General features: G+C 69.3%; 22 protein-coding genes. 12 read left to right on the top strand and 10 right to left on the bottom strand.

From position 1 onward, the window contains the following. Positions 1 to 51 precede the first annotated feature (51 nt). Positions 52 to 492 (bottom strand): methylmalonyl-CoA epimerase, encoded by a 441-nt coding sequence (mce, locus tag U9R90_RS10195; protein ID WP_411056080.1) that lies wholly within the window; start codon positions 490 to 492, stop codon positions 52 to 54. Positions 493 to 632: 140 nt separating this feature from the next. On the opposite strand from mce, the gene U9R90_RS10190 reads away from it, so the two are divergent. Both U9R90_RS10190 and meaB read left to right on the top strand, forming a co-directional pair. After that, a complete protein-coding gene (locus tag U9R90_RS10190) occupies positions 633 to 1,835 on the top strand; it encodes an acetyl-CoA C-acetyltransferase (protein WP_411056079.1) in 1,203 nt (400 codons plus the stop codon). Positions 1,836 to 1,909: 74 nt separating this feature from the next. Next, entirely contained in the window at positions 1,910 to 2,866 is a 957-nt protein-coding gene (gene meaB / locus U9R90_RS10185; RefSeq protein WP_411056078.1) for a methylmalonyl Co-A mutase-associated GTPase MeaB, read from the top strand. Between the two features lie 109 nt (positions 2,867 to 2,975). On the opposite strand, the gene U9R90_RS10180 is transcribed toward meaB, so the two are convergent. The 4 genes from U9R90_RS10180 to U9R90_RS10165 form a co-directional block, all read right to left on the bottom strand. Further along, positions 2,976 to 3,452: a MarR family winged helix-turn-helix transcriptional regulator gene (locus tag U9R90_RS10180; protein ID WP_411056077.1), complete on the bottom strand. Its 477-nt coding sequence runs from the start codon at positions 3,450 to 3,452 to the stop codon at positions 2,976 to 2,978. A 186-nt stretch (positions 3,453 to 3,638) separates the two neighbouring features. Continuing rightward, positions 3,639 to 4,355, bottom strand: a complete 717-nt coding sequence (locus U9R90_RS10175; protein WP_411056076.1) for an AIM24 family protein — start codon at positions 4,353 to 4,355, stop codon at positions 3,639 to 3,641. A 235-nt stretch (positions 4,356 to 4,590) separates the two neighbouring features. After that, on the bottom strand, positions 4,591 to 5,241 hold the full coding sequence (locus tag U9R90_RS10170) for an AIM24 family protein (RefSeq protein ID WP_411056075.1): 651 nt from the start codon (positions 5,239 to 5,241) through the stop codon (positions 4,591 to 4,593). Then, positions 5,241 to 5,879 carry an AIM24 family protein gene (locus U9R90_RS10165; RefSeq protein ID WP_411056074.1) on the bottom strand — a complete coding sequence of 213 codons (639 nt, stop codon included), beginning with the start codon at positions 5,877 to 5,879 and terminating at the stop codon, positions 5,241 to 5,243. Before U9R90_RS10165 ends, U9R90_RS10170 begins: the two co-directional genes overlap by 1 nt. Before the next feature lie 114 nt (positions 5,880 to 5,993). Between U9R90_RS10165 and U9R90_RS10160 the strand changes: the two genes are divergently transcribed. The 7 genes from U9R90_RS10160 to U9R90_RS10130 all read left to right on the top strand — a co-directional run bounded on the left by U9R90_RS10160 (position 5,994) and on the right by U9R90_RS10130 (position 12,763). Beyond that, positions 5,994 to 6,356 carry a DUF3817 domain-containing protein gene (locus U9R90_RS10160; protein WP_411056073.1) on the top strand — a complete coding sequence of 121 codons (363 nt, stop codon included), beginning with the start codon at positions 5,994 to 5,996 and terminating at the stop codon, positions 6,354 to 6,356. Next, positions 6,353 to 6,646, top strand: a complete 294-nt coding sequence (locus tag U9R90_RS10155; protein WP_411056072.1) for an MTH1187 family thiamine-binding protein — start codon at positions 6,353 to 6,355, stop codon at positions 6,644 to 6,646. The genes U9R90_RS10160 and U9R90_RS10155 overlap by 4 nt, the downstream gene beginning before the upstream one ends. 149 nt (positions 6,647 to 6,795) lie before the next feature. Next, positions 6,796 to 7,497: a hypothetical protein gene (locus U9R90_RS10150; RefSeq protein ID WP_411056071.1), complete on the top strand. Its 702-nt coding sequence runs from the start codon at positions 6,796 to 6,798 to the stop codon at positions 7,495 to 7,497. Beyond that, a complete protein-coding gene (locus U9R90_RS10145; RefSeq protein ID WP_411056070.1) occupies positions 7,494 to 8,180 on the top strand; it encodes a DUF4166 domain-containing protein in 687 nt (228 codons plus the stop codon). The genes U9R90_RS10150 and U9R90_RS10145 overlap by 4 nt, the downstream gene beginning before the upstream one ends. Next, positions 8,177 to 8,857, top strand: coding sequence for a TetR/AcrR family transcriptional regulator (locus U9R90_RS10140; RefSeq protein ID WP_411056069.1), 681 nt, complete (start codon positions 8,177 to 8,179; stop codon positions 8,855 to 8,857). Before U9R90_RS10145 ends, U9R90_RS10140 begins: the two co-directional genes overlap by 4 nt. Positions 8,858 to 8,986: 129 nt before the next feature. Continuing rightward, positions 8,987 to 10,801, top strand: coding sequence for a glycosyltransferase family 2 protein (locus U9R90_RS10135; RefSeq protein WP_411056068.1), 1,815 nt, complete (start codon positions 8,987 to 8,989; stop codon positions 10,799 to 10,801). Positions 10,802 to 10,804: 3 nt separating this feature from the next. Further along, entirely contained in the window at positions 10,805 to 12,763 is a 1,959-nt protein-coding gene (locus U9R90_RS10130) for a galactose oxidase-like domain-containing protein (RefSeq protein WP_411056067.1), read from the top strand. 18 nt (positions 12,764 to 12,781) lie between these two features. Here the strand turns inward: U9R90_RS10130 and U9R90_RS10125 are convergent, their stop codons facing one another. Continuing rightward, the gene (locus U9R90_RS10125; protein WP_411056066.1) at positions 12,782 to 13,882 is read right to left on the bottom strand and encodes a glycoside hydrolase family 6 protein; all 1,101 of its coding nucleotides are present in this window, start codon (positions 13,880 to 13,882) and stop codon (positions 12,782 to 12,784) included. 166 nt (positions 13,883 to 14,048) lie between these two features. Between U9R90_RS10125 and U9R90_RS10120 the strand changes: the two genes are divergently transcribed. The 3 genes from U9R90_RS10120 to U9R90_RS10110 all read left to right on the top strand — a co-directional run bounded on the left by U9R90_RS10120 (position 14,049) and on the right by U9R90_RS10110 (position 16,728). Then, a complete protein-coding gene (locus U9R90_RS10120; protein WP_411056065.1) occupies positions 14,049 to 14,558 on the top strand; it encodes a MarR family winged helix-turn-helix transcriptional regulator in 510 nt (169 codons plus the stop codon). A 55-nt stretch (positions 14,559 to 14,613) separates the two neighbouring features. Continuing rightward, complete coding sequence (locus U9R90_RS10115) at positions 14,614 to 14,940, top strand: DUF3817 domain-containing protein (RefSeq protein WP_411056064.1); 327 nt, start codon at positions 14,614 to 14,616, stop codon at positions 14,938 to 14,940. Between the two features lie 87 nt (positions 14,941 to 15,027). Further along, entirely contained in the window at positions 15,028 to 16,728 is a 1,701-nt protein-coding gene (locus U9R90_RS10110; protein ID WP_411056063.1) for a methylmalonyl-CoA mutase, read from the top strand. A gap of 120 nt (positions 16,729 to 16,848) precedes the next feature. Here the strand turns inward: U9R90_RS10110 and U9R90_RS10105 are convergent, their stop codons facing one another. The 4 genes from U9R90_RS10105 to U9R90_RS10090 all read right to left on the bottom strand — a co-directional run bounded on the left by U9R90_RS10105 (position 16,849) and on the right by U9R90_RS10090 (position 21,360). Beyond that, positions 16,849 to 18,249, bottom strand: a complete 1,401-nt coding sequence (locus U9R90_RS10105) for a hypothetical protein (RefSeq protein ID WP_411056062.1) — start codon at positions 18,247 to 18,249, stop codon at positions 16,849 to 16,851. Then, positions 18,239 to 18,838 (bottom strand): DUF6114 domain-containing protein, encoded by a 600-nt coding sequence (locus U9R90_RS10100; RefSeq protein WP_411056061.1) that lies wholly within the window; start codon positions 18,836 to 18,838, stop codon positions 18,239 to 18,241. The genes U9R90_RS10105 and U9R90_RS10100 overlap by 11 nt, the downstream gene beginning before the upstream one ends. A 195-nt stretch (positions 18,839 to 19,033) precedes the next feature. Further along, positions 19,034 to 19,663: a DUF6230 family protein gene (locus tag U9R90_RS10095; RefSeq protein ID WP_411056060.1), complete on the bottom strand. Its 630-nt coding sequence runs from the start codon at positions 19,661 to 19,663 to the stop codon at positions 19,034 to 19,036. A 713-nt stretch (positions 19,664 to 20,376) separates the two neighbouring features. After that, positions 20,377 to 21,360, bottom strand: coding sequence for a tetratricopeptide repeat protein (locus tag U9R90_RS10090; protein ID WP_411056059.1), 984 nt, complete (start codon positions 21,358 to 21,360; stop codon positions 20,377 to 20,379). Positions 21,361 to 21,755 lie beyond the last annotated feature (395 nt).

Genomic DNA, 21,755 nt, shown 5'->3' with positions numbered 1-21,755 from the left:
CCCGGCAAGCCGGGCGATCGCCCCAACCCTACCGGCCCAGGGATGCGGAGGTCAGTGCTCCGGTGACGGCGCGGGGGCCGAAGTGACCAGTTCGGTCAGCACACCGTGGCAGTCCTTGGGGTGCAGGAAGGTGATCCGGGAGTCCATGGAACCGCGCCGCGGCTCCTCGTACAGGACCCGTACGCCCTTGGCCCCGATGGCCGCGGCGTCCGCGTCCACGTCCGGGGTGCCGAAGGCGATGTGGTGGACCCCCTCGCCGTTCTTGGCCAGCCACTTGGCGACGGTGGACTCGTCGTTCACCGGTTCCAGGAGCTGGAGGTAGGTGGCACCGCCGTCCGACGTTTCGTTGATCTTGAGCATGGCCTCGCGTACGCCCTGCTCTTCGTTGACCTCGGTGTGGAACACCTCGAATCCGTAGGTGGAGCGGTAGAACTCAACTGTCTTGTCGAGGTCGAAACAGGCGATCCCGATGTGGTCGATGCGCGTCAGCATCTGTCCAGTGCAGCGCCTCCAGGCGTGATTACGCAACGTGCGCGCGATCACACTGGCTGGCCGGTGACGCTGGTGGGTACCGGTCAGTACATTGCAAGTAAACCCTCGTTCACTCCCTCTCATCCAAGGGGCCGTGCCTCATGTCTGGAACGAACAGCACGACTTCGGTGATCGTCGCCGGGGCCCGTACGCCCATGGGGCGGCTGCTGGGCTCACTGAAGTCCTTCTCCGGCGCCGACCTCGGCGGCTTCGCGATCAAGGCCGCGCTCGACCGCGCCGGTATCGGCGGCGACCAGGTGCAGTACGTGATCATGGGCCAGGTGCTCCAGGCCGGGGCAGGGCAGATCCCGGCGCGCCAGGCCGCGGTCAAGGGCGGCATCCCGATGAGCGTCCCGGCGCTCACGGTCAACAAGGTCTGCCTCTCCGGCCTCGACTCGATCGCGCTGGCCGACCAGCTCATCCGGGCCGGCGAGTTCGACATCGTGGTCGCCGGCGGCCAGGAGTCCATGACCAACGCCCCGCACCTGCTGCCGAACTCCCGCGCGGGCCACAAGTACGGCGCGATCGAGATGCTGGACTCGATGGCGCACGACGGCCTGACCGACTCCTTCGACGGTGTCGCGATGGGCGAGTCCACCGAGAAGCACAACACCCGACTGGGCCTCGCGCGCGCCGAGCAGGACGAGATCGGCGCGCTCAGCCACCAGCGCGCCGCCGCCGCCCAGAAGAACGGCCTGTTCGAGGCCGAGATCACCCCGATCGAGATCCCGCAGCGCAAGGGCGAGCCGGTCGTCTTCGCCAAGGACGAGGGCATCCGCGCCGAGACGACCGCCGAGTCGCTCGGCAAGCTCCGCCCGGCCTTCGCCAAGGACGGCACGATCACGGCCGGTACGGCCTCGCAGATCTCCGACGGCGCGGCCGCGGTGGTCGTGATGAGCAAGGCCAAGGCGCAGGAGCTGGGCCTGGAGTGGATCGCCGAGATCGGGGCGCACGGCAACGTGGCGGGCCCGGACAACTCGCTGCAGTCCCAGCCCTCGAACGCCATCAAGCACGCCCTGGGCAAGGAGGGGCTCACCGTTGACGACCTCGATCTGATCGAGATCAACGAGGCTTTCGCGGCGGTCGCCGTGCAGTCAATGAAGGACCTCGGGGTTACCCCGGAAAAGGTGAACGTCAACGGCGGCGCGATTGCCCTGGGCCACCCCATCGGCATGTCCGGCGCGCGTCTGGTGCTGCATCTCGCGCTGGAGCTGAAGCGGCGCGGCGGCGGCACGGGCGCGGCCGCGCTGTGCGGCGGCGGCGGTCAGGGCGACGCCCTGATCGTGCGGGTGCCGCGCGCCTGATCCGGGTATCCGACTGATTCGGGTACGCGGCTGATCCGCGTACCCGGCAGACCCATCCGAGGAACGGAGTTGTGATGGTGGACGTCCCCCAGCTGGTGGCCCAGGCCAGGGAGGGCCGGCCGCGTGCGGTGGCCAGGCTGATCTCGCTGGTGGAGGGGGCGTCCCCGCAGCTGCGTGAGGTGATGGCCGAGCTGGCACCGCTGACCGGCGGCGCGTACGTGGTCGGGCTGACCGGCTCGCCCGGTGTCGGTAAGTCGACTTCGACCTCGGCGCTGGTCAGCGCCTACCGCAGGGCGGGCAAGCGGGTCGGTGTCCTGGCCGTCGACCCCTCCTCGCCCTTCTCGGGCGGCGCGCTGCTCGGTGACCGGGTCCGGATGTCGGAGCACGCGTCCGACCCGGGCGTCTACATCCGCTCGATGGCCACCCGCGGGCACCTGGGCGGCCTCGCGTGGGCGGCGCCGCAGGCGATCCGGGTGCTGGACGCGGCGGGCTGCGATGTGGTCCTGGTCGAGACCGTGGGCGTCGGGCAGTCCGAGGTCGAGATCGCCTCGCAGGCCGACACCTCGGTGGTGCTGCTCGCGCCCGGCATGGGCGACGGAATCCAGGCCGCCAAGGCCGGAATCCTGGAGATCGGCGACGTCTACGTGGTCAACAAGGCGGACCGGGACGGCGCCGACGCCACCGCCCGCGAGCTCAACCACATGCTGGGGCTCGGGGAGTCCCGGGGCCCAGGCGACTGGCGCCCGCCCATCGTGAAGACGGTCGCGGCCCGGGGCGAGGGCATCGACGAGGTGATGGAGGCGCTGGAGAAGCACCGCGCCTGGATGGAGGAGCGGGGCGCGCTCGCGGAGCGGCGCACGGCCCGCGCGGCCCGCGAGGTGGAGACCATCGCGGTGACGGCGTTGCGGGAGCGCATCGGCGACCTGCACGGCGACCGCCGCCTCAGCGCCCTGGCCGAGCGCATCACCGCCGGCGAACTGGACCCGTACGCGGCGGCGGACGAACTGGTGGCGGGTCTCACCGAGGCCTGACGGGTGTGAGGGCGGTCGCGGACCGGCCTGACGGGTGTGAGGGCGGTCGCGGACACGCGGACGGGCGACACGGGCCCTGCGCCGACTGTCCCGGTCGCCCTTTCGCCTTTCAGACGCGGCCGCGTTGCTCGCGCAGGTGCTCGGCCACCGGGTGCAGGGTCGCGCGCAGCTGCTGGAGGGTGTCGGCGTCGATCAGGTCGATGAAGTGCCTGCGTACGGAGTCCACGTGGTGGGGGGCGACCTTCTGCATGGTCGCCAGGCCGTGGTCGGTGAGCACGGCGTAGAGCCCGCGCCGGTCCGACTCGCAGTTCTCCCGGCGTACCAGGCCCGCGTTCTCCATCCGGGTGATCTGGTGCGAGAGGCGGCTCTTGGACTGCAGGGTGGAGGTGGCGAGGTCACTCATCCGCATCCGCAGATCGGCGGCCTCGGAGAGGTTGACCAGGATCTCGTAGTCGTTGTTGGTCAGTCCGAACGGCTGTAGATCCTTTTCGAGCTGATGCATCAGCAGCCTGCTGACGTCCAGGTGGGTACGCCAGGCGCACTGCTCGGCGTCGGTTAGCCAGGGGGTGGCCGTCTCGGTCTCCATAAATCGATTCTACCTAAGAAGTTGAAATGTGAACGAATGAAGGAATGTGACCACAGGCACTCCGGCCACGATGCGGCAGGGGCGCACGCGTTCGACGTCACACTCCGCAGACTACCGCTCACAGCGCGGAGTGATACGGGGGGTGGCCGACCTGGCCGGTTACCCCCCGTCGTTGCGTTCGCGAACTCAGTACGCCCGCCCCGGCACCCCCTCCTGCCGCGGCACCGCCCCGGTCGCCTGCTCCGCCATCAGTGTCTCGGTCGACTGCAGCAGTACGGTGCCCGCGCCGACGAACTCGAACTGGTGCTCCTCGCCCGAGGTGCCCCCGAGGCCGGTCAGCCCGCGCACACCGCCCAGAAAGCCGCGCAGATAGCCGTGGTCGTAGTGGTGGCACGGCGACGGGCAGTCCGCCCAGCCCACCAGCGCCTGCGGGTCGACCCGGATCGGCGGCTCCATGAACACCACCTCGCCATTGGACGCGGCGACGAACTTACCCGTACCGATGAGCGTCACAAAGCCGGGCACGATCGACTGCTTGAGCTGGAGACTTGGCTGAAAAGCGAGCAAATTCCCGGATCGGATGGTGAGGTTGCCGTTGTCCAGGTCGAAGGAGTTGACGTCGAAGGCCCGGTCGGCGAGCAGCATCTTGCCGCTGCCCTCGGCGACCACCCAGTCGTTCGCGTGCAGCGGTGAGTGGAAGCTGGAGCGGATCAGGTTGTCCAGCGGGCCGTGCCCGATGCCGTTGAACTGCATCGACCCGTAGTAGGCGATCATCTTGCCCTTCTGCAGGAACCACTGGCTGCCCTTGAGGTCCACGCAGAAGGTGTAGGCGTTGACGTTGTCGTCGACCGGCAGGGTCGTCGGGTCGAAGATCACGGGCCCGGTCGCCGGGGGGTGGTTCATCGGATTCCTCCGAGGATGCCCCGGTCGGTCGGGTAGGTTGACCGCCGTGCGTTGCGAGAATCAAGCGCGTACGCCGTGCTGATCGAGAGCCAAGACAGCACATGTACCTCCAAGCCTTGCTGTACGAACCCGGGCTGGTTTCAACCCGGCTGGTGTTGATCGTGGAAGACCTGTCAGGTCGCTGACCCGCAGGCGGCGTGAGCCAGGAATCCCTCTGCTTCAGCTGAGGGAGGATTCAAAGCTTCTCCTCCGAGGCCTGGACGTACACCGCACCACTGCCGGACAGCTCCAGCTGGAAGGCCTCGCCCGAACCGCGGCCCACCATGTCGCGCCAGCCGAGCGCCGTGGAGAGTTTGTTGCGTACGTCGCCGTGGTGCGCCACATAGGCCTGCGGGTCGACGTGGACCGGCCGCTGCGGGGTGATCGGGACCTCGATGACCCCGCCGTGCGCCATCACGGCCACCGCGCCGTGGCCCTCAAGCGTCGTCGTGAACAGGCCCTGGCCGCTGACCTGGCCCCGCACGATGCCCATCACGCCGCCCTGCGAGCCCATGAACATCGTTCCCTGACGCAGTGACCCGTCGAAGGCGAGCAGCCGGTCGGCCTCCACGTAGAGGGTGTCCCCGGCCAGGTTGATGACCTGGATGTGGTGGCCGCCGTGCCCGAACAGCACCGTGCCGCTGCCCTCGACCGTCATCAGCGGTGTCGCCTCGTTGGCCACCCGGCGCCCGATCATGGAGCCCAGGCCGCCCTGTCCGCCCTGGATGTTGGGCGTGAAGGAGACCTCGCCGCGGTACGCGAGCATCGCGCCGCGCTGGCTGAACAGCCGCTGCCCCGGCGTGATCGTGGCCTCGACCATCTTGGAGTTGAGTTCGCGGAACGGCATCAGAGGTCCCCTCCGATGGTGTTGCGCTCGCTGGGCTGTACGTAGACCAGGCCGTCGCCCTCGAAGCGGATCTGGAAGGCCTCGCCCGAGCCCTCGCCGATGAACGTACGGAACGTCACACCGGACTGGAAGCTCTGGTTGACCTGGCCCTGATGCGCGATATACGCCCCTGGGTCGACGACCAGCGGGAACTGGGGCGCGACCCGCAGGATGACCGCGGGGCCGTCCGACATGATCGCCGCCTGCCCCTGGCCCTCCACGACCGTGGTGAACAGGCCGTTGCCCTGCGAGGCGCCGCGCAGCCCGGTGAACGTGGTGCCGGTGCGCAGCGCGGCGTCCGTGCAGAGCAGGTTGCTCGCCTCCACATGCAGCTTGTCGCCGTGCAGTTGTACGAGGTTGATGTCGCTGGCCCGGTCCGCGAAGTAGCAGACCCCCTCTCCCTTCACCTCCATCACGGCCATCTGCTCGCCGGTGAGGCGGCGGGTCACCATGCCGCGCAGGCCCTCACCGCCACCGGTCATCTTCTTGAAGGTCATTCGGCCGTCATAGGCGACCATCGAGCCGTTCTTCGCCTTGACGGCGTCCCCGGTCATATCGACGGCCAGCATCTTGCTGCCTTGGAGTCGGAAGGTTGCCACGGAGGTGACCGTATCCGGCGGGGGTGCCCCCCGACAGGTCCCCCAGGGCTATCCGTACCCTGAAGAGACCCCGATTCGTGGGTTCCTCCCACCGACTACCGAAGGTGCCCTTTCGTGGACATCAAGACCGCATCCGCACTCCGCCGACTCCGGCTCGTCTCCGCACCGGAGGCCGTGTCCTTCCTGCTGCTGCTCGTATGCTCGGTGCTCAAGCGCACCACGGACTTCAACGCGGTGCCGGTCATGGGCGCGATCCACGGCGTGCTCTTCATCCTGTACGTGGTCTTCTGGCTGGACGCCTGGAACCGCACGCGGTGGGACGTGAAGCGGGCCGCGCTGTACTTCGCGCTCTCGGTGTTGCCGGCCGGCGGCTTCTTCGCCGAGCGCAAGCTCAAGCAGGAGGCGGAGGACGCGGTCAGCGCGGTCATCGCCGCGCGGGCCCGCAAGGAGAGCGCCACGGAAGGCGCCGGCGCGTGATCGTGGCGTTCTCGGTCACTCCGCTCGGTGTCGGCGAGGACGTGGGGGAGTACGTCGCCGACGCGGTCCGTGTGGTGCGGGAGTCCGGGCTGCCGAACCGCACCGACGCGATGTTCACGTCGGTGGAGGGGGAGTGGGACGAGGTGATGGACGTGGTGCGGCGCGCCGTCGCGGCGGTCGAGGCGCGGGCGCCGCGAGTGTCCGTCGTCCTTAAGGCGGACATCCGCCCGGGTGTTTCGGACGGCCTCACGTCGAAGGTGGACACGGTGGAGCGCCACCTGTCCGCGTAGCGCTCAACGACTGACCTCAAACGCCGGCCGGGCTGACGTTCTTCAGCCCGGCCGGCGTTTTCTCGCCCCTAAGAGTTGAGCGATCGCTCAAAAACCATTACCTTCACATTGAGCACTCGCTCAAACATGGCGCTGACGTGGGGGGACCCGTGAGTCTGTACATCGAGGCACGCATCCGTACCGACCTGGACGCGCTCTGGTACCGCACCCAGACCCCCGCCCAACACCAGCGCTGGGACCTCCGCTTCACCGAGATCGACTACCTGCCGCAGGTCGACGGGGAGCCCCAGCACTTCCGGTACGCCACCCGCGTACTGCCCGGCCTCACCGTCGCCGGCACCGGCGTCTCCGCGGGCGAGAAGCACCGCCCGGACGGCACCCGCACCTCCGCGCTGCGGTTCAGCTCCCCGCACCCGCTGTCCCTGCTCGCGGAGGGCAGCGGCTACTGGCGGTACGTGCCCGACGGCGACGATGGCGTGCGCTTCGTCACCGGCTACGACTACCGGCCCCGCTGGGGCCGCGCCGGCGCCCTCGCCGACCGTCTGGTCTTCCGGCCGCTGATGGGCTGGGCCACAGCCTGGTCCTTCGACCGGCTGCGGCTCTGGCTGGAGCGCGGTATCAGCCCCGGGCAGGCCCTGCTGTCCGCGCTCGCCGAGGTGCTGCTGCGCATCACCTGCGTGGTGGCCGTGGCGCTGGTGTCCCCGGCGGCCGGGGCGCTCGTCGCCGTACTCGCCGCCCTCCTGCGGCCACTCCCGACCACCCCCGCGGCCCGCCGCTGCCTGCGGAAGCCGCCCGCACGCGCGCGTGCCCCCAAAATCCTCGACACTCTCGCCCTCCAGGAGTCCCGATGACACCGGCCTCGATCTTCCGCACCGTCATGGGCCCCGAGTTCGACCGCCTGCACCCGCAGCTGCAGCGCCGCTTCTCCGTCGGCCTGGCGAGCGGCGAGGCCTGCGTCGGGCGCGGCGTGATGGACCGCATCTGGCACGGCGGCAGTTTCGTCAAGCCGTTCCTGGCGGTTGGCGGCACGCGCAACATCCTGGTGCCACGCGAGGGCAGGCACATCCCGTTCACCATCGAGAACGTGCCGTACACCGACACATACGGCCGTGAGACGGTGACCTTCGTGCGCACCTTCCAGCTCCCCGGCGGTCCCCGCCGCTTCGACGCCCAGATGGTGCTCGGCACCCAGGGCGACCGCATCCTCGACTACCTCGGCACCCACCAGCACCTCGCGTCCGACCTGCACTTCTCGACGGACGGCCGCGGCGGCCTCGTCATCCGCTCCGGAACGCACCGCTTCCGGGAGGGCCCCGTCGACGTCCGGGTCCCCGACCTGATCGGCGGCGACGCCGAGGTCCGCGAGACGTTCGACGACCACAGCGGCCGCTTCCGTATCCGCGTCCGGGTCACCAACCGCCGCTTCGGGCCGCTGTTCGGATACGAAGGGTCCTTCGCCGCCTCGTATACGGACGTCCGGCAGTGCGGCGTGCGTCCCGGCCTGCGCCCGGTGCGCGAGGAGGCCCGCGCATGAGCGAGCGCCAGGTCAAAGGGGCCACGAAGGCCAAGGAGTCGGCCAAGAGCCAGGAGACCAGACAGAAGCTGCTCGCCGGAGCGCTGCGTACCCTCACCGAACAGGGCATCGCCAAGACCTCGGCGCGCACCGTCGCCGCCACCGCCGGCGTCAACCAGGCGCTGGTCTTCTACCACTTCGGGTCCGTCGACGAGCTGCTCGCCGCGGCCTGCCGGTACGGCACCGAGCAGCGGGTCGCGCTCTACCGCGAGCGGCTCGACCAGGTCACCAGCCTCGCCGAGCTGCTCGCCTTCGGGCGCGAGATGCACGAGCGGGAACGCGAGCTCGGCCATGTCGCGGTGCTCGGCCAGCTCCTCGCGGGCGCCCAGACCCAGCCCCGGCTCGCCCCCGCCACCGCCGCCGGCCTCGACCTGTGGATGGCCGAGATCGAGAAGGTGCTGGCCCGGGTGCTGACCACCACCCCGCTCGGCGAGTTCGCCGACCCCGTCGGCCTCGCCCGCGCCGTCGCCGCCTCCTTCGTCGGAATCGAGCTGTACGAAGGCGTCGACCCCGGCGGCGCACAACGTGCCCTGGACGCCCTGGAACAGCTGACGGTGCTGGTCGCGGCCCTGGAGGAACTGGGCCCTGTCGCCCAGCGCGCGGTACGCCACCGGCTGCGCCGCACCACCCGCCGCTGAGCGCGCGGGCCAGACCACCGCCAAACCCGCCAGAGGCAAAACCGCTCGCACGGACGCCTCCCGTTCGACACGCCGATAAATCTCCCCTTTTGTGGGGGTATCAGCTAGTTCGATCGGTTGGAGGGCGCTGTGCGGCCGGAGGGCTACGACTACGACACCCACAGCAGGCTGGCCGGACCGCTTACCGAGCCGGAACCCGGCCCCTACCAGGTGCAGTACCGCAAGCTCCTCTCCCGAGAGCCCCACCGAATACGCGCCATCCTGATGATGAGCATGGCGCCGCTGCTCACCGCGGTACTGCTCGGCTACCTGGTCTGGCCGTCCCACTGGACCAGGCGCGAGGGCGGCGACCAGTGGCTGGTCGGGCTCGACATCACGATGCTCGTCGCGATCGGCCTGATCGAGCTGTTCATGCTCGTCAACGTCATCTCGATCGCCCACGCCACGATGGTCGCCAGGGACCCGGTGCCGGTCACCCCGCAGCCGGGCACCCGCGTCGCGTTCCTCACCACCTACGTGCCGGGCAAGGAACCGATATCCATGGTCCGGGCCACCCTGGAGGGCGCGATCGCCCTGCGCCACGACGGTCCGCTCGACGTCTGGCTCCTGGACGAGGGCGACGACAGCGCGGCCAAGGCACTCTGCGCGGAGCTCGGCGTACGCCACTTCACCCGGAACGGAGTGCCCGAGTGGAACCGTAAGAAGGGCATCCACAAGGCGAAGACCAAGCACGGCAACTACAACGCCTGGCTCGCCATGCACGGCGGCGGATACGAGTTCTTCGCCTCCGTCGACACCGACCACGTACCGCTGCCGAACTTCCTGGAGCGGATGCTCGGCTACTTCCGCGACCCGGACGTCGCCTTCGTCGTCGGACCGCAGGTGTACGGCAACTACACCACCGCCGTCACCAAGTCCGCCGAGTCCCAGCAGTTCCTCTTCCACGCCCTGATCCAGCGCGCCGGCAACCGCTACCGCTCACCGATGTTCGTCGGCACCAACAACGCCGTACGGGTATCCGCGCTCAAGCAGGTCGGCGGCTTCTACGACTCGATCACCGAGGACATGGCCACCGGCTTCGAACTGCACCGCAGAAGGAACCCGGCCACCCGCCGCCACTGGCGCTCCGTCTACACCCCGGACGTGCTCGCCGTCGGCGAGGGCCCGGCCTCCTGGACCGACTTCTTCACCCAGCAGATGCGCTGGTCGCGCGGGACGTACGAGACGCTGCTCAAGCAGTACGTCAAGGGCGTCTTCCGGATGCCGCCCGGCCGGCTCTTCAACTACTCGCTGATGCTGGCCTTCTACCCGATGGCCGCCCTCACCTGGGTACTCGGCATCCTCAGCTGCTCACTCTTCCTGTGGTTCGGGGCCTCCGGCACCCAGGTCTCCGCCTCGATCTGGCTGATGCTCTACAGCGACGCCGCGGCCCTGCAGGTGGGCCTCTACCTCTGGAACCGCCGCCACAACGTCTCACCCCACGAACCCGAGGGCTCCGGCGGACTCGCGGGCATGGTGATGTCCGCGCTCTCCGCGCCCATCTACGCCAAGTCGCTGGGCGAGGCGGCGCTGCGGCTGCCCAGCAGGTTCGTGGTCACCCCCAAGGGCGGCGGCACCAGCCCCGACCGGCTGCTGACCTTCCGTATCCACCTCACCTGGGCGGTCGTCGTGGCCGGAGCGCTGACCGCGTCGTTCGTCCTCGGCCACAGCCATGTGGCCATGCGGACCTGGGCCTTCCTCGCCCTGGCCCTCGCACTCGCGCCGACCGCCGTGTGGGGCTGTACGCAGCTGAGGGAGCGAAGGGCACGAAGGGAGCGCAGCAGCAGGCAGCCGCGGTGCGCCCCGATCGAGGAAGGCGAGCCGGAGCCCGCGCTCGCCACACCCGGCCCGGTGACGAGCCCGGTGACGAGCACGGTGTCCAGCACGACGACAGGAGGAAGCTGAGCCATGGCGTACCGCCCCAGCAAGCGGCTGAAGAAGACGGCACTCGGCGTCGGAGCGGTCGGGCTGCTCGCGGCGCTCAACGCCCCGGCCGCCCTCTCCTTCGCCGAGGAGAAGTACCACGACTACAAGATCGCCCAGCCTGGCTACAAGAAGCAGTACGGCTCCTGGAAGATCCTCGACATGCCCGAGGAGTACCAGCTGAACTCCATCCACGCCGCCCTGCTGCACACCGGCAAGGTGCTCCTGGTGGCGGGCTCGGGCAACAACCAGAAGCAGTTCGACGCGGGCACCTTCGAGACCACCCTGTGGGACCCGAAGGACAACTCCTTCAAGAAGATCGAGACGCCCGAGGACTTCTTCTGCGCCGGGCACGCCCAACTCCCCGACGGCCGCCTGCTGGTGGCCGGCGGCACCGCCCGCTACGAGGTCCTGGGCGACGCCGTCGAGCGGGCCGGCGGCGGCATGCGGATCAAGAACGAGAGCCCGGACAAGGCGGTGACCCTGAAGAAGGGCACCAGGTTCCGCTCGCCCACGGGCGTGGAGTACGTCACCCAGGCCGATGTCACCGTCCCCAAGGCCAAGCGCGAGTTCGAGGTCACGTACTCCAAGAAGGGCGTGATGAAGCCCTGGAAGACCAAGGTCACCGCCGCCGAGGTCCGGGTCTTCGTGGAAGCCGTCAAGGAGGGGCCCAGCGGGCTGACCACCCAAGCCGCGCAGTACGAGGTCGTCGGGCTCAAGGGCAAGGACGCCGACAACGTCTACGGCATCGCCCAGAAACTCACCACCAAAGACCAGGACTTCCAGGGGATCAAGGCGGCGTACGAGTTCGACCCCAAGGCGGAGAAGTACGTCCCCGTGGACCCGATGAAGAAGGCCCGCTGGTATCCGACACTGGTCACCCTCGACGACGGAAAGGTGCTCGCCGTCTCCGGACTCGACGAGGTCGGCGTGGTCGACCCCGGTGACAACGAGCTCTACGACCCCAAGACCAAGAAGTGGTCCAAGGGCCCCACCCGCTACTTCCCGACCTACCCCGCGCTCTTCCTCACCAAGGGCGGCAAGCTCTTCTACCCGGCCGCCAACGCGGGCTACGGACCCGCCGACAAGGGCCGCGAACCAGGGATCTGGGACCTGGAGAAGAACACCTTCGAGAAGGTCCCCGGCCTCACCGACATCAACCAGACCGAGACGGCGAGCTCCCTGCTGCTGCCCCCCGCCCAGGACCAGAAGGTGATGATCCTCGGCGGTGGCGGCGTCGGCGAGTCCACGAAGTCCACCGCCCGTACGGCCCTCATCGACCTCAAGGACGAGAACCCGGCCTTCGAGGAAGGCCCCCGCCTCCCGCAGGGCACCCGCTATCTGAACAGCGTGATCCTGCCGGACGACTCGGTGTTCACCACGGGGGGCTCCAGGGACTACCGCGGCCGGGGTGCCAGCGACATCCTCAAGGCGCAGTTCTACGACCCGGAGTCCAACTCCTTCACCCCCGCCGCCGACCCCACCGTCGGCCGCAACTACCACTCCGAGGCGCTGCTACTGCCCGACGGGCGGGTGGCCGTCTTCGGCTCCGACCCGCTCTTCGCCAACAAGCAGAACTCCAAGCTCGGCACCTTCGAGCAGCGGGTGGAGATCTACACGCCGCCGTATCTGCACAAGAACGGGGACGACCGGCCGGTCCTGGGCGACGGCCCTCAGGAACTGGACCAGCACGGCCGCGCGACCTTCGAGGCCGAGGACCCCGAGCGGATCGAGCAGGCCCGCCTGATGCGGCCCAGCGCGGTCACCCACGTCACGGACGTCGAGCAGCGGTCGATCGCGCTGAAGGTCTCCAAGAGCAAGGACTCGGTGACGGTGACGGTCCCCGACGACAAGGCGCTGGTGCCGCCCGGCTGGTACATGGTGTTCGTCACCGACAGCGAGGGGACGCCGTCCGAGGCCCAGTGGATTCACGTCAAGCAGTGAGCACGCGACGCGTGAGCGCTACGTTCTGGTGTTCCGGGCCAGGCCGAGCGCGTAGTCCGGCCACCACCGGCCCGCCCTGGGCCCGCCGCGGCACTCGCCGTCCGACTCACCGGGCCGCTTGATCCACAGATAGGCGTCGAGCAGCGGGTCGCCGGTGTCGGCGGTCGGCCGCTTGCCGAGCGCGCGGCCCGGCGGGTTGCACCAGGCGTCCGTCCGGGCGCCGGGCAGCGGGCCGTTGCCGTTGCGGCTGCTGTCGACGACGAAGTGCTTGCCGCCGAGCAGTGCCGACAGCTGGTGCCCGTAGTCCCGTACGGCGTCGTCGGTCTGGAAGTTGGAGACGTTCAGCGCGAAGCCGTCGGCCTTGGCGATTCCGGAGTCGCGCAGCGGCGTGGCCAGCCGGCCCGGGTTCTTGATCCAGTCGGGGTTGCCCGCGTCCAGGTACACCTTGGTGTTCGGCTGTTCCTTGAGCCGCTCGATGGCCTCGGCGAGCAGTTGGAAGCGCTCCTGGTGGAACTGCGCGGGGGTGCAACCGTCCACGCTGTGCGGGATCGCGTCCGGCTCCAGGATCACGATCGCCTTCATGTCCTGGATGCTCTCCGCGAAGGTGTCGAGCCACCTCCGGTAGACGTCCACGCTGTGCGCGCCGCCCGCCGAGTACTGTCCGCAGTCGCGGTGCGGGATGTTGTACGCCACCAGGACGGCGGTGCGGTCGTCCCGCGCGGTGCCCTCCCTGGCCGCCCTGATCTTCGGCGCCGGATCGTCACCCGCGGGCCATACCGCGACCGGCTGCGAGGCGATGCGCTCGATGAGCGCGGCGTCCTTGGCGCGGCCTTGTTCACGCCACTGTTCGGCCTGCCGGGCGGCGGGGCTGACGGGGTCCACCCAGAAGGGGCTGTCGTCGGCCGCGGACGGCGAACCGGATGAGCCCGGTGACGGGGAGGCGTTCGACGGCCCGCGCACCAGGGCCGCCTCCCGTGGCTCGGGGCCTGACGAGCAGCCGAAGGTGAGCGCGATGGCCCCCGCGAGGGCGACGGCTCGGGCGCCACGGGTGAGGTGTGCGGTGCGGGTGAGGTGAGCGAGATGGGCGATGTGGGTGACGCGGGTGAGACGGGCGGACATCCAGCCCCCTGGGACGACGGCGCGCGGATGATTCCGGGCAATCGTTACATAAGGTGTATGGCGCTCCGGGGCGCCACACCCGTGGGTTTCCTCCGGACCGAGCGGCGGGGGACCGAACTTCGAGACGGGGCTGACCACGATATGACCGGCCGGTAGGGTCAGATGTGTGCCGAAGCCGCTCAGCCTCCCCTTCGACCCCATCGCCCGAGCCGACGAACTCTGGAAGCAGCGTTGGGGTTCCGTGCCGTCCATGGCCGCGATCACCTCGATCATGCGCGCCCACCAGATCCTGCTCGCCGAGGTCGACGCGGTGGTCAAGCCGTACGGACTGACCTTCGCGCGCTACGAGGCGCTGGTGCTGCTCACCTTCTCCAAGGCCGGTGAGCTGCCGATGTCGAAGATCGGCGAGCGGCTGATGGTGCACCCGACGTCGGTGACCAACACCGTGGACCGGCTGGTGAAGTCGGGCCTGGTCGACAAGCGCCCCAACCCGAACGACGGGCGCGGCACGCTCGCCTCGATCACCGACAAGGGGCGCGAGGTTGTCGACGCCGCCACCCGCGAGCTGATGGACATGGACTTCGGGCTCGGGACGTACGACGACGAGGAGTGCGCGGAGATCTTCGCGATGCTGCGGCCGCTCAGGGTCGCCGCGCACGATTTCGACGAGGCGTAGGGACTGTCCCAACCCGCGCGAAGATCGCCCGCCTCGCGCGGTTACGCTCGATGCCATGAAGTCGAATGTGCTGTCCCGCTACCGGGTGATGGCGTACATCACCGCCGTATGGCTGCTGGTCTTCACCGCGGCGATCATCGCGAAGTACGGGTTCGATGCCGGCGACACCATGGTGATCTCCCAGATTCACGGTGTGCTGTTCATCATCTACGTGATCTTCGCCTTCGACCTGGGCTCCAAGGCGAAGTGGCCGTTCGGCAAGCTCCTGTGGGTGCTGGCCGCGGGGTGCATCCCGCTCGCCTCGTTCTTCGTCGAGCCGAAGGTCACCCGTGAGGCCCGCACGCTGATCACGGACGGTGCGCAGGCGACCGCCAAGGCGTAACCCCACCGCCGTACTCCACCGCCGCGCGACCAACGCGCGGCGGTTGGCCATCGACATTTACTAGGACGTCCTAGTAAATTCATTGGTATGGACGCTGACGCCATCGAAGAGGGCCGCCGCCGCTGGCAGGCCCGGTACGACTCCGCGAAGAAGCGGGACGCCGACTTCACCACGCTCTCGGGTGACCCCGTCGAGCCGGCCTACGGGCCACGACCCGGGGACACCTACGAGGGATTCGAGCGGATCGGCTGGCCCGGTGAGTACCCCTTCACGCGCGGGCTCTACCCGACCGGCTACCGCGGCCGCACCTGGACCATCCGCCAGTTCGCCGGGTTCGGCAACGCCGAGCAGACGAACGAGCGCTACAAGCAGATCCTCGCCAACGGCGGCGGGGGCCTCTCCGTAGCCTTCGACATGCCGACCCTCATGGGGCGTGACTCGGACGACCCGCGCTCGCTCGGCGAGGTCGGGCACTGCGGGGTCGCCATCGACTCGGCAGCCGACATGGAGGTCCTGTTCAAGGACCTCCCGCTGGGCGATGTCACGACCTCGATGACGATCTCCGGGCCCGCCGTACCCGTCTTCTGTATGTACCTGGTCGCCGCCGAGCGGCAGGGCATCGACCCCGGCGTACTCAACGGCACACTGCAGACCGACATCTTCAAGGAGTACATCGCCCAGAAGGAGTGGCTGTTCCAGCCCGAGCCCCATCTGCGCCTGATCGGCGACCTGATGGAGCACTGCGCCCGCGCGATTCCCGCGTACAAGCCGCTCTCGGTCTCCGGCTACCACATCCGCGAGGCGGGCGCGACGGCCGCGCAGGAGCTGGCGTACACCCTGGCCGACGGTTTCGGATACGTAGAGCTCGGCCTCAGCCGCGGCATGGACGTGGACGTCTTCGCGCCCGGTCTGAGCTTCTTCTTCGACGCGCATGTCGACTTCTTCGAGGAGATCGCCAAGTTCCGCGCCGCGCGCCGCATCTGGGCCCGCTGGATGAAGGACGTGTACGGCGCCCAGACCGACAAGGCGCAGTGGCTGCGCTTCCACACCCAGACCGCGGGCGTCTCGCTCACCGCGCAGCAGCCGTACAACAACGTCGTACGTACGGCGGTCGAGGCACTCGCCGCGGTGCTCGGCGGCACCAACTCGCTGCACACCAACGCCCTGGACGAGACCCTCGCGCTGCCCTCCGAGCAGGCCGCGGAGATCGCGCTGCGCACCCAGCAGGTGCTGATGGAGGAGACCGGCGTCGCCAACGTGGCCGACCCGCTGGGCGGCTCCTGGTACATCGAGCAGCTCACCGACCGCATCGAGGCCGACGCCGAGAAGATCTTCGACCAGATCAAGGAGCGCGGGCTGCGGGCGCACCCCAGCGGCCAGCACCCCATCGGGCCGATCACCTCCGGCATCCTGCGCGGCATCGAGGACGGCTGGTTCACCGGAGAGATCGCCGAGTCCGCCTTCCAGTACCAGCAGGCGCTGGAGAAGGGCGACAAGCGGGTCGTGGGCGTCAACGCCCACCACGGCTCGGTGACCGGTGACCTGGAGATCCTGCGGGTCAGCCACGAGGTCGAGCGCGAGCAGGTGCGGGTGCTCGCCGACCGCAAGGGCGGCCGGGACGACGCCAGGGTGCGGGCCGCCATCGAGGCGATGCTGGGCGCCGCGCGCGACGGGTCGAACATGATCGAGCCGATGCTGGACGCGGTGCGCGCGGAGGCCACGCTCGGCGAGATCTGCGACGCGCTGCGGGACGAGTGGGGCACGTACACCGAGCCGCCGGGCTTCTGACTCTACGGTCAGGTCCAGTACGACGTTCGCCCTGCCAGGCACTGCCTGGCAGGGCGAATCCGTTGCGTACCGTCCTCAGCCGCCTCAGCCGCCTCAGCCGCCTCAGCCGCCTCAGCCGCCTCAGCCGGTGATCGACTGGTGCAGACCGGGGACGGTCAGGGTCCCGCCGAACTGCCCGGCCTGGGTCACCTTCACGTTGGTGAAGTACGCGATCGGGACGTTCAGCGGTGGCGGGTTCTCCGGGTCGAAGACGATCGGGATGAGCCCGAAGAGATTGCCCTGCAGGCGCTCCGTGTACATGATCGTCTGTCCGCCGCGGATCGTGGAGGTCGAGCCCTTGGCCGCCTCCACGTGGTACCGCTTGCCACCGGGGCCGCCCACGATCTGGTGCAGGTCGCCGATGTCCGTGCCGTCGTCGACGGTGAACTTCAGCGCCTGCTTGACCCGGCCGTCGGGCGTGCGCAGATTGACGACGCCCTTGTAGTCGAGGCCCTTGAGCAGCAGGGAGGTCGCCTCCAGCTCCCACGGGTCGTTGGGAATCGGGGCGGGCGGGGTCTCGTCCTCGCCCGCGACCTTCTTCTCCACGACACACGGGAACGGCACCTTGCCGTCCTCGTCCGGCGCCATCGGGTCGGCCTCCTCGGGGGAGGGCTCGACCGCGTCCTCGGCTCCGTCCTTTCCGTCCTTGACCTTGTCCGCCGCGTCCTCAGCGGCGGACTCGGCCTTTTCGGCGGTGTCGTCGAGGCCGTCCTTGGCACCGCCGACCGTGTCCTTGACGGCGTCCTCGACCGGCTTGGTGGCCTGGTCGACGGGGGAGTCGTCCTTGGTCGCGTCCGGGGTGGTGGGCGACGGGGACGCGGACGGCTCGTCCTCCGCCTCCGTCTCGTCGCCCGGTGTGAAGAAGTCCTTGACGTCATCGCCGAACTGCTTCAGCGCGTCCCCGACCCCCAGCGGGTCGAGCGGGTTCTTCGTCTCGGCCGGTGCGGGGCTGGGCTCCGGCTCGGCGGTCTGCCCGCCCGAGGCGGACGGAGAGGGCGACGGGGCGGGGTCGGCCTTGCCGTCGGACCCGGCCCCGGCCCCGGACCCGGATCCGGGGGCTGCCGGGGACGGCGAAGGCGTCGGCTCGTTGGCCTCGGACCCGCCGTTCTTGGCGTCCTTGGCGTCCTCACCGTCGGCCTTGTCGGCCTGGTCGTCCGTGCCCTTGGCGTCCTCGGCGTCCTTCTCTGCTTCAGGCGCCTTGTCCGTGTCGTCCTCGGCCTCCGCGTCCGGCGCGGTGACACATGGACCGTCCCGGAAAGGGCTGTCCGGCTGTGGCTTGGCCTGCGCGAGGGTGGGGGTCAGGCCCATGCCCATGAGTACGGCACTGGGCATCGCGGCGAGCGCTATCGCCTTGCCCGCGGGCATCTGGAGCCTCGTCAGCAGCGGCTTCCTGGGGGCAGCGTGCCGCGGCCCGGTTCTGACCCGGGGCTCGTCCGCGGCGGCGGCCCCCTCCTCAAGGGCCTGCACCTCGTCACCCGGCACTGTGCCTCCCGTTCGTTCCGTCGTTGGTCGGGCCTGCCCCTGACGCGTCGTCCGCTGTGCCGCCCGAGCTGTTCGCGGCTCCCGCGGCGGCAGGCTCGGCGTCCACGGCGTCCACTGTGTCCTGGGCGCTTTCGGCGTTCTGGGAGCTCTTGGCGTCCTTCGCGTGCCCGGACTTGTCGGGCGCGTCCCCGGACTTGTCGGGCACCCAGGCGACGCCCAGCGCACCGCCGATCATGGCCAGCAGGTACCCGACCACGAAGCCACCGAAGTTGGAGACCACCAGCGAGACCAGGGCGAGCAGAATCGCCGCGACGCCCGCGAAGACGCGGGACTGCAGCTGGAACCACAGGGTCAGGCCGAGCACGACCAGCAGCACACCGATGATCAGAGACCCGGCGCCCGCGGTGGTCGACATGCTGATCGTCAACGCGCCCAGCGGGATGCTGGCGTACGGGAAGTACATGATCGGGATGCCGCCCAGCAGGGTCAGCAGACCGCCCCAGAACGGACGCTGGCCGCGCCACCCTCGGAACGATCGGCGCATCCGGCTGAGCCTGTCGCCCAGCCCTCCTCGCTCGTCGGCGCTCATGTCGTACAGCTCCTCGGGAAAGGCGTTGGTTCTGTGTTGGTGCCGGTCCGGGCAGGGGGACGGCCGGTGGACAGTGGCCTGGCCACCGACGTCCCCACGCCCGGCCGGTCAGCGCGGCGCGTGCCGCACGGGTGAGTGCGTCAGTAGCCCCACGCCCGGCCGGTCAGCGCGGCGCGTGCCGCACGGGTGAGTGCGTCAGTAGCACTCGTGCTTGCCCTTCTTGACCTGCATGCTCAGGCCGGGGAGCTTGAAGGTGCCGGCGGTGGTGGCCCACGCACGCTGCTTGACGTCGGTGAACTCCACCTTCTCCGCCTGCTGGGCGAAGGAGCCGGGAGCGTAGGCGCCCTGGCCGTCCTTGCCCGGCTTCGCCGGACCCGGGCCCTTGGTGGTGGAGTCGATCGAGACACCGATGTCGATGTTCGTGAACGTCGCGTTCGCCGACAGGTCGTCGGCGTCGATGTAGAGCTTCTTGGCGTCGACCTTGGTGTCGCCGCCGCCGGCCGTGAGGTTCATCGACACATCGCCGAACACCGGGACCGGAACGACCACGGACTGGCACAGCTCGGTGATCTGGGCCGTCTCCAGGCCGACCACGGCGACCGGCTTCTTGCCCTTCGCGGTGTTGTCCAGAGCTCCGTACTGGACGAAGCCCTGGCCTTCGAGCTTCTTGGCGGTCACCTTGAACTGCTGACCGGACACATTGAACGATGCCGCGAGCGCACCCTGTGAGAGGGCGACGCCTATCGCGGCGGTCGCCGCGACGCTCGGCACCATGACCACGGCGAACCGCTTCCATCTGGTTCCGCCACGAGCCACGGATTCCATGACTTTCCTCCTTCTCGGACGTACACCCCGGGCCCTGACTGCTCCATGGCGGCTCAGCCGGGCAGGGATGGGAGAAGTGCTACGTCCTCGGGAAGGAGAGCGCCCGTATCGGTGGCGCGTACCGCGCCCGCATCACCGGCGATCACCCCCGAGCGACAACCACTGGCCGCGCCTCGCTTCAGACGCACGACCGATCGGACAGGCGCTGCCGGAGGCAGTACCCCCTGTCCTGATGACCTTCGGCGGTGCCTCGGGCCACTCGGTGGGGACCCACGAATCCGGCGTCCCGAGCTGGCTGTCGGGCTGCCGGTATGGACCGAGCGTGGCCGATCGTGGTGCATTCGCGGCGCCCGCACAAGGGGGTTCGTTACTCGCTGGTAACGGCGCGATAACCATGGCCGTACCGCCGGGTACCCCACACGTACCGAGGGTGGAGTAAACGCGGGTTATACATCCGGAAATTACGGGCAGATGTGCACGGCTTGAGGGGGGTGACTTACTCCAAGTAACAGCGGCCGCGCCTTACCAAGTTTTGGTAAAGCGCGGCCGCTGTCTCACTCTGTGCTCAGAATCTTCACAAGGCTTCTGGGGCCTCGCCGTTCACGGTCTGGCGTTCACCGCGGTCCGGTGTTCACCCGCCGTCTGGCGTTCACCGCCGTCCGATCAGAACAGCCCCGTCCGGTGTTCACCGCAGTCCGGTGTTCGCCGTCCGGTCAGAACAGCGCCCTGGCCAGCGCCGACCGAGCCGTCGCCACCCGCGGGTCGTCGGACCCGACCACCTCGAAGAGCTCCAGGAGCCGCACCCGCGCGGCGTCCCGGTCGTCCCCAGCGGTGCGCTTGACGGTCTCGACGAGCCGCCCGAAGGCGTCCTCGACATGGCCGCCCACCAGGTCAAGGTCCGCGGCGGCGATCTGCGCGGCCACATCGCCGGGCTTCTCCGCGCCGTCCTTACGGACCTGCTGTGGGTCCATCCCCTGGACGCGCTGCAGCAGTTCGGCCTGCCCGAGCCCCAGCTTGGCCTCCGTGTTGGCCGGGTCGTCGGCGAGCACGTTCTTGTACGCCTGTACCGCGCCGCCGAGGTCGCCCGCGTCCAGCGCCTGGACGGCGGCCTCAAGTAGAGCGTCGTACGGACCGGCCGGCTCCTCCGCCTCGGCGGCGCCCTCCGTACCCTCCGCGCCCTCGGCGCCCGGCTCGACGGCGATCCCGGTGAGCCCGAAGCGCTCCTCGGCCACCTGGATCAACTGGTCGAGCGTCGCCCGGATCTGCTGCTCCGGGGCCACCCCCTGGAAGAGCGGCAGGGCCTGCCCGGCCACCACCGCGAAGACCGCCGGAATCCCCTGGATTCCGAACTGCTGCATCAGCATCTGGTTGGCGTCGACGTCGATCTTCGCCAGTACGAACCGGCCGTTGTACTCGGCCGTCAGGCGTTCGAGCAGCGGGCTGAGCTGCTTGCAGGGCTCACACCACTCGGCCCAGAAGTCGATGACGACGGGCACTTCGGCGGAACGCTGCAGGACGTCGTTCTCGAATCCGGCCTCGTCGACGTTGATCACCAGACTGGTCGGCGGTACGGCACCGCCACCCCCCTGCCTGGCCTGTTCGGCGCGCGCCTGCTCCGCCTTCGCCTTGGCCTCCTGGGCCGCCTTCACCGCGGCGAGGTCGACGACTCCGCTCATGGACATGTTCCGTGGCTGCATGAGTACATCTTCTCCCTTCCGCGCGCGGGAGTGAAAAGCTCTGGCGAAGCCCTTGCCTTGTGCTTGCCTCGCGACCGCGTTACGCGGGATGGACCGCGGCTGTCCGCAGCCCCCCGCCGGATTGCGGGGCGTACGGACAGACCGCGATCTGACCTCCCCGAGGAGGCTCGGGTCGGCGCTGGGTCCCCACCCTGGCGCCAGTGGTTGTCGCTCGCCTCACGTATGAGGTTTCGCTACGAGTCGTAGCGTAACTGCATCGTCGGACTCACGGACAGCCTCGAGTCGTGATCTCTCTCACGGTCAACCTGACCCACGAGTAACCCGTGGGTAGACACGAGTAACCGCTGGGTAGAGTCAGGCACATGCCCACCAGTCCCCGCCCCCGCACCGGCCGC

This window comes from Streptomyces sp. E11-3, assembly GCF_046540415.1.
In the GTDB taxonomy this organism is placed as follows: Bacteria; Actinomycetota; Actinomycetes; order Streptomycetales; family Streptomycetaceae; genus Streptomyces.
This window is presented reverse-complemented; position numbering and strand designations above follow the sequence as displayed.

Excerpts from the sequence above, each read along its gene's own strand:
- U9R90_RS10130 (WP_411056067.1), top strand. The coding sequence starts at position 10,805 with ATGGCGTACCGCCCCAGCAAGCGGCTGAAGAAGACGGCACTCGGCGTC.
- U9R90_RS10190 (WP_411056079.1), top strand. The coding sequence starts at position 633 with ATGTCTGGAACGAACAGCACGACTTCGGTGATCGTCGCCGGGGCCCGT.
- U9R90_RS10090 (WP_411056059.1), bottom strand. The coding sequence starts at position 21,360 with ATGCAGCCACGGAACATGTCCATGAGCGGAGTCGTCGACCTCGCCGCG.
- U9R90_RS10115 (WP_411056064.1), top strand. The coding sequence starts at position 14,614 with ATGAAGTCGAATGTGCTGTCCCGCTACCGGGTGATGGCGTACATCACC.
- U9R90_RS10095 (WP_411056060.1), bottom strand. The coding sequence starts at position 19,663 with ATGGAATCCGTGGCTCGTGGCGGAACCAGATGGAAGCGGTTCGCCGTG.
- U9R90_RS10110 (WP_411056063.1), top strand. The coding sequence starts at position 15,028 with ATGGACGCTGACGCCATCGAAGAGGGCCGCCGCCGCTGGCAGGCCCGG.
- U9R90_RS10140 (WP_411056069.1), top strand. The coding sequence starts at position 8,177 with ATGAGCGAGCGCCAGGTCAAAGGGGCCACGAAGGCCAAGGAGTCGGCC.
- U9R90_RS10175 (WP_411056076.1), bottom strand. The coding sequence starts at position 4,355 with ATGAACCACCCCCCGGCGACCGGGCCCGTGATCTTCGACCCGACGACC.
- U9R90_RS10100 (WP_411056061.1), bottom strand. The coding sequence starts at position 18,838 with ATGAGCGCCGACGAGCGAGGAGGGCTGGGCGACAGGCTCAGCCGGATG.
- U9R90_RS10180 (WP_411056077.1), bottom strand. The coding sequence starts at position 3,452 with ATGGAGACCGAGACGGCCACCCCCTGGCTAACCGACGCCGAGCAGTGC.
- mce (WP_411056080.1), bottom strand. The coding sequence starts at position 492 with ATGCTGACGCGCATCGACCACATCGGGATCGCCTGTTTCGACCTCGAC.
- U9R90_RS10125 (WP_411056066.1), bottom strand. The coding sequence starts at position 13,882 with ATGTCCGCCCGTCTCACCCGCGTCACCCACATCGCCCATCTCGCTCAC.
- U9R90_RS10170 (WP_411056075.1), bottom strand. The coding sequence starts at position 5,241 with ATGCCGTTCCGCGAACTCAACTCCAAGATGGTCGAGGCCACGATCACG.
- U9R90_RS10145 (WP_411056070.1), top strand. The coding sequence starts at position 7,494 with ATGACACCGGCCTCGATCTTCCGCACCGTCATGGGCCCCGAGTTCGAC.
- meaB (WP_411056078.1), top strand. The coding sequence starts at position 1,910 with ATGGTGGACGTCCCCCAGCTGGTGGCCCAGGCCAGGGAGGGCCGGCCG.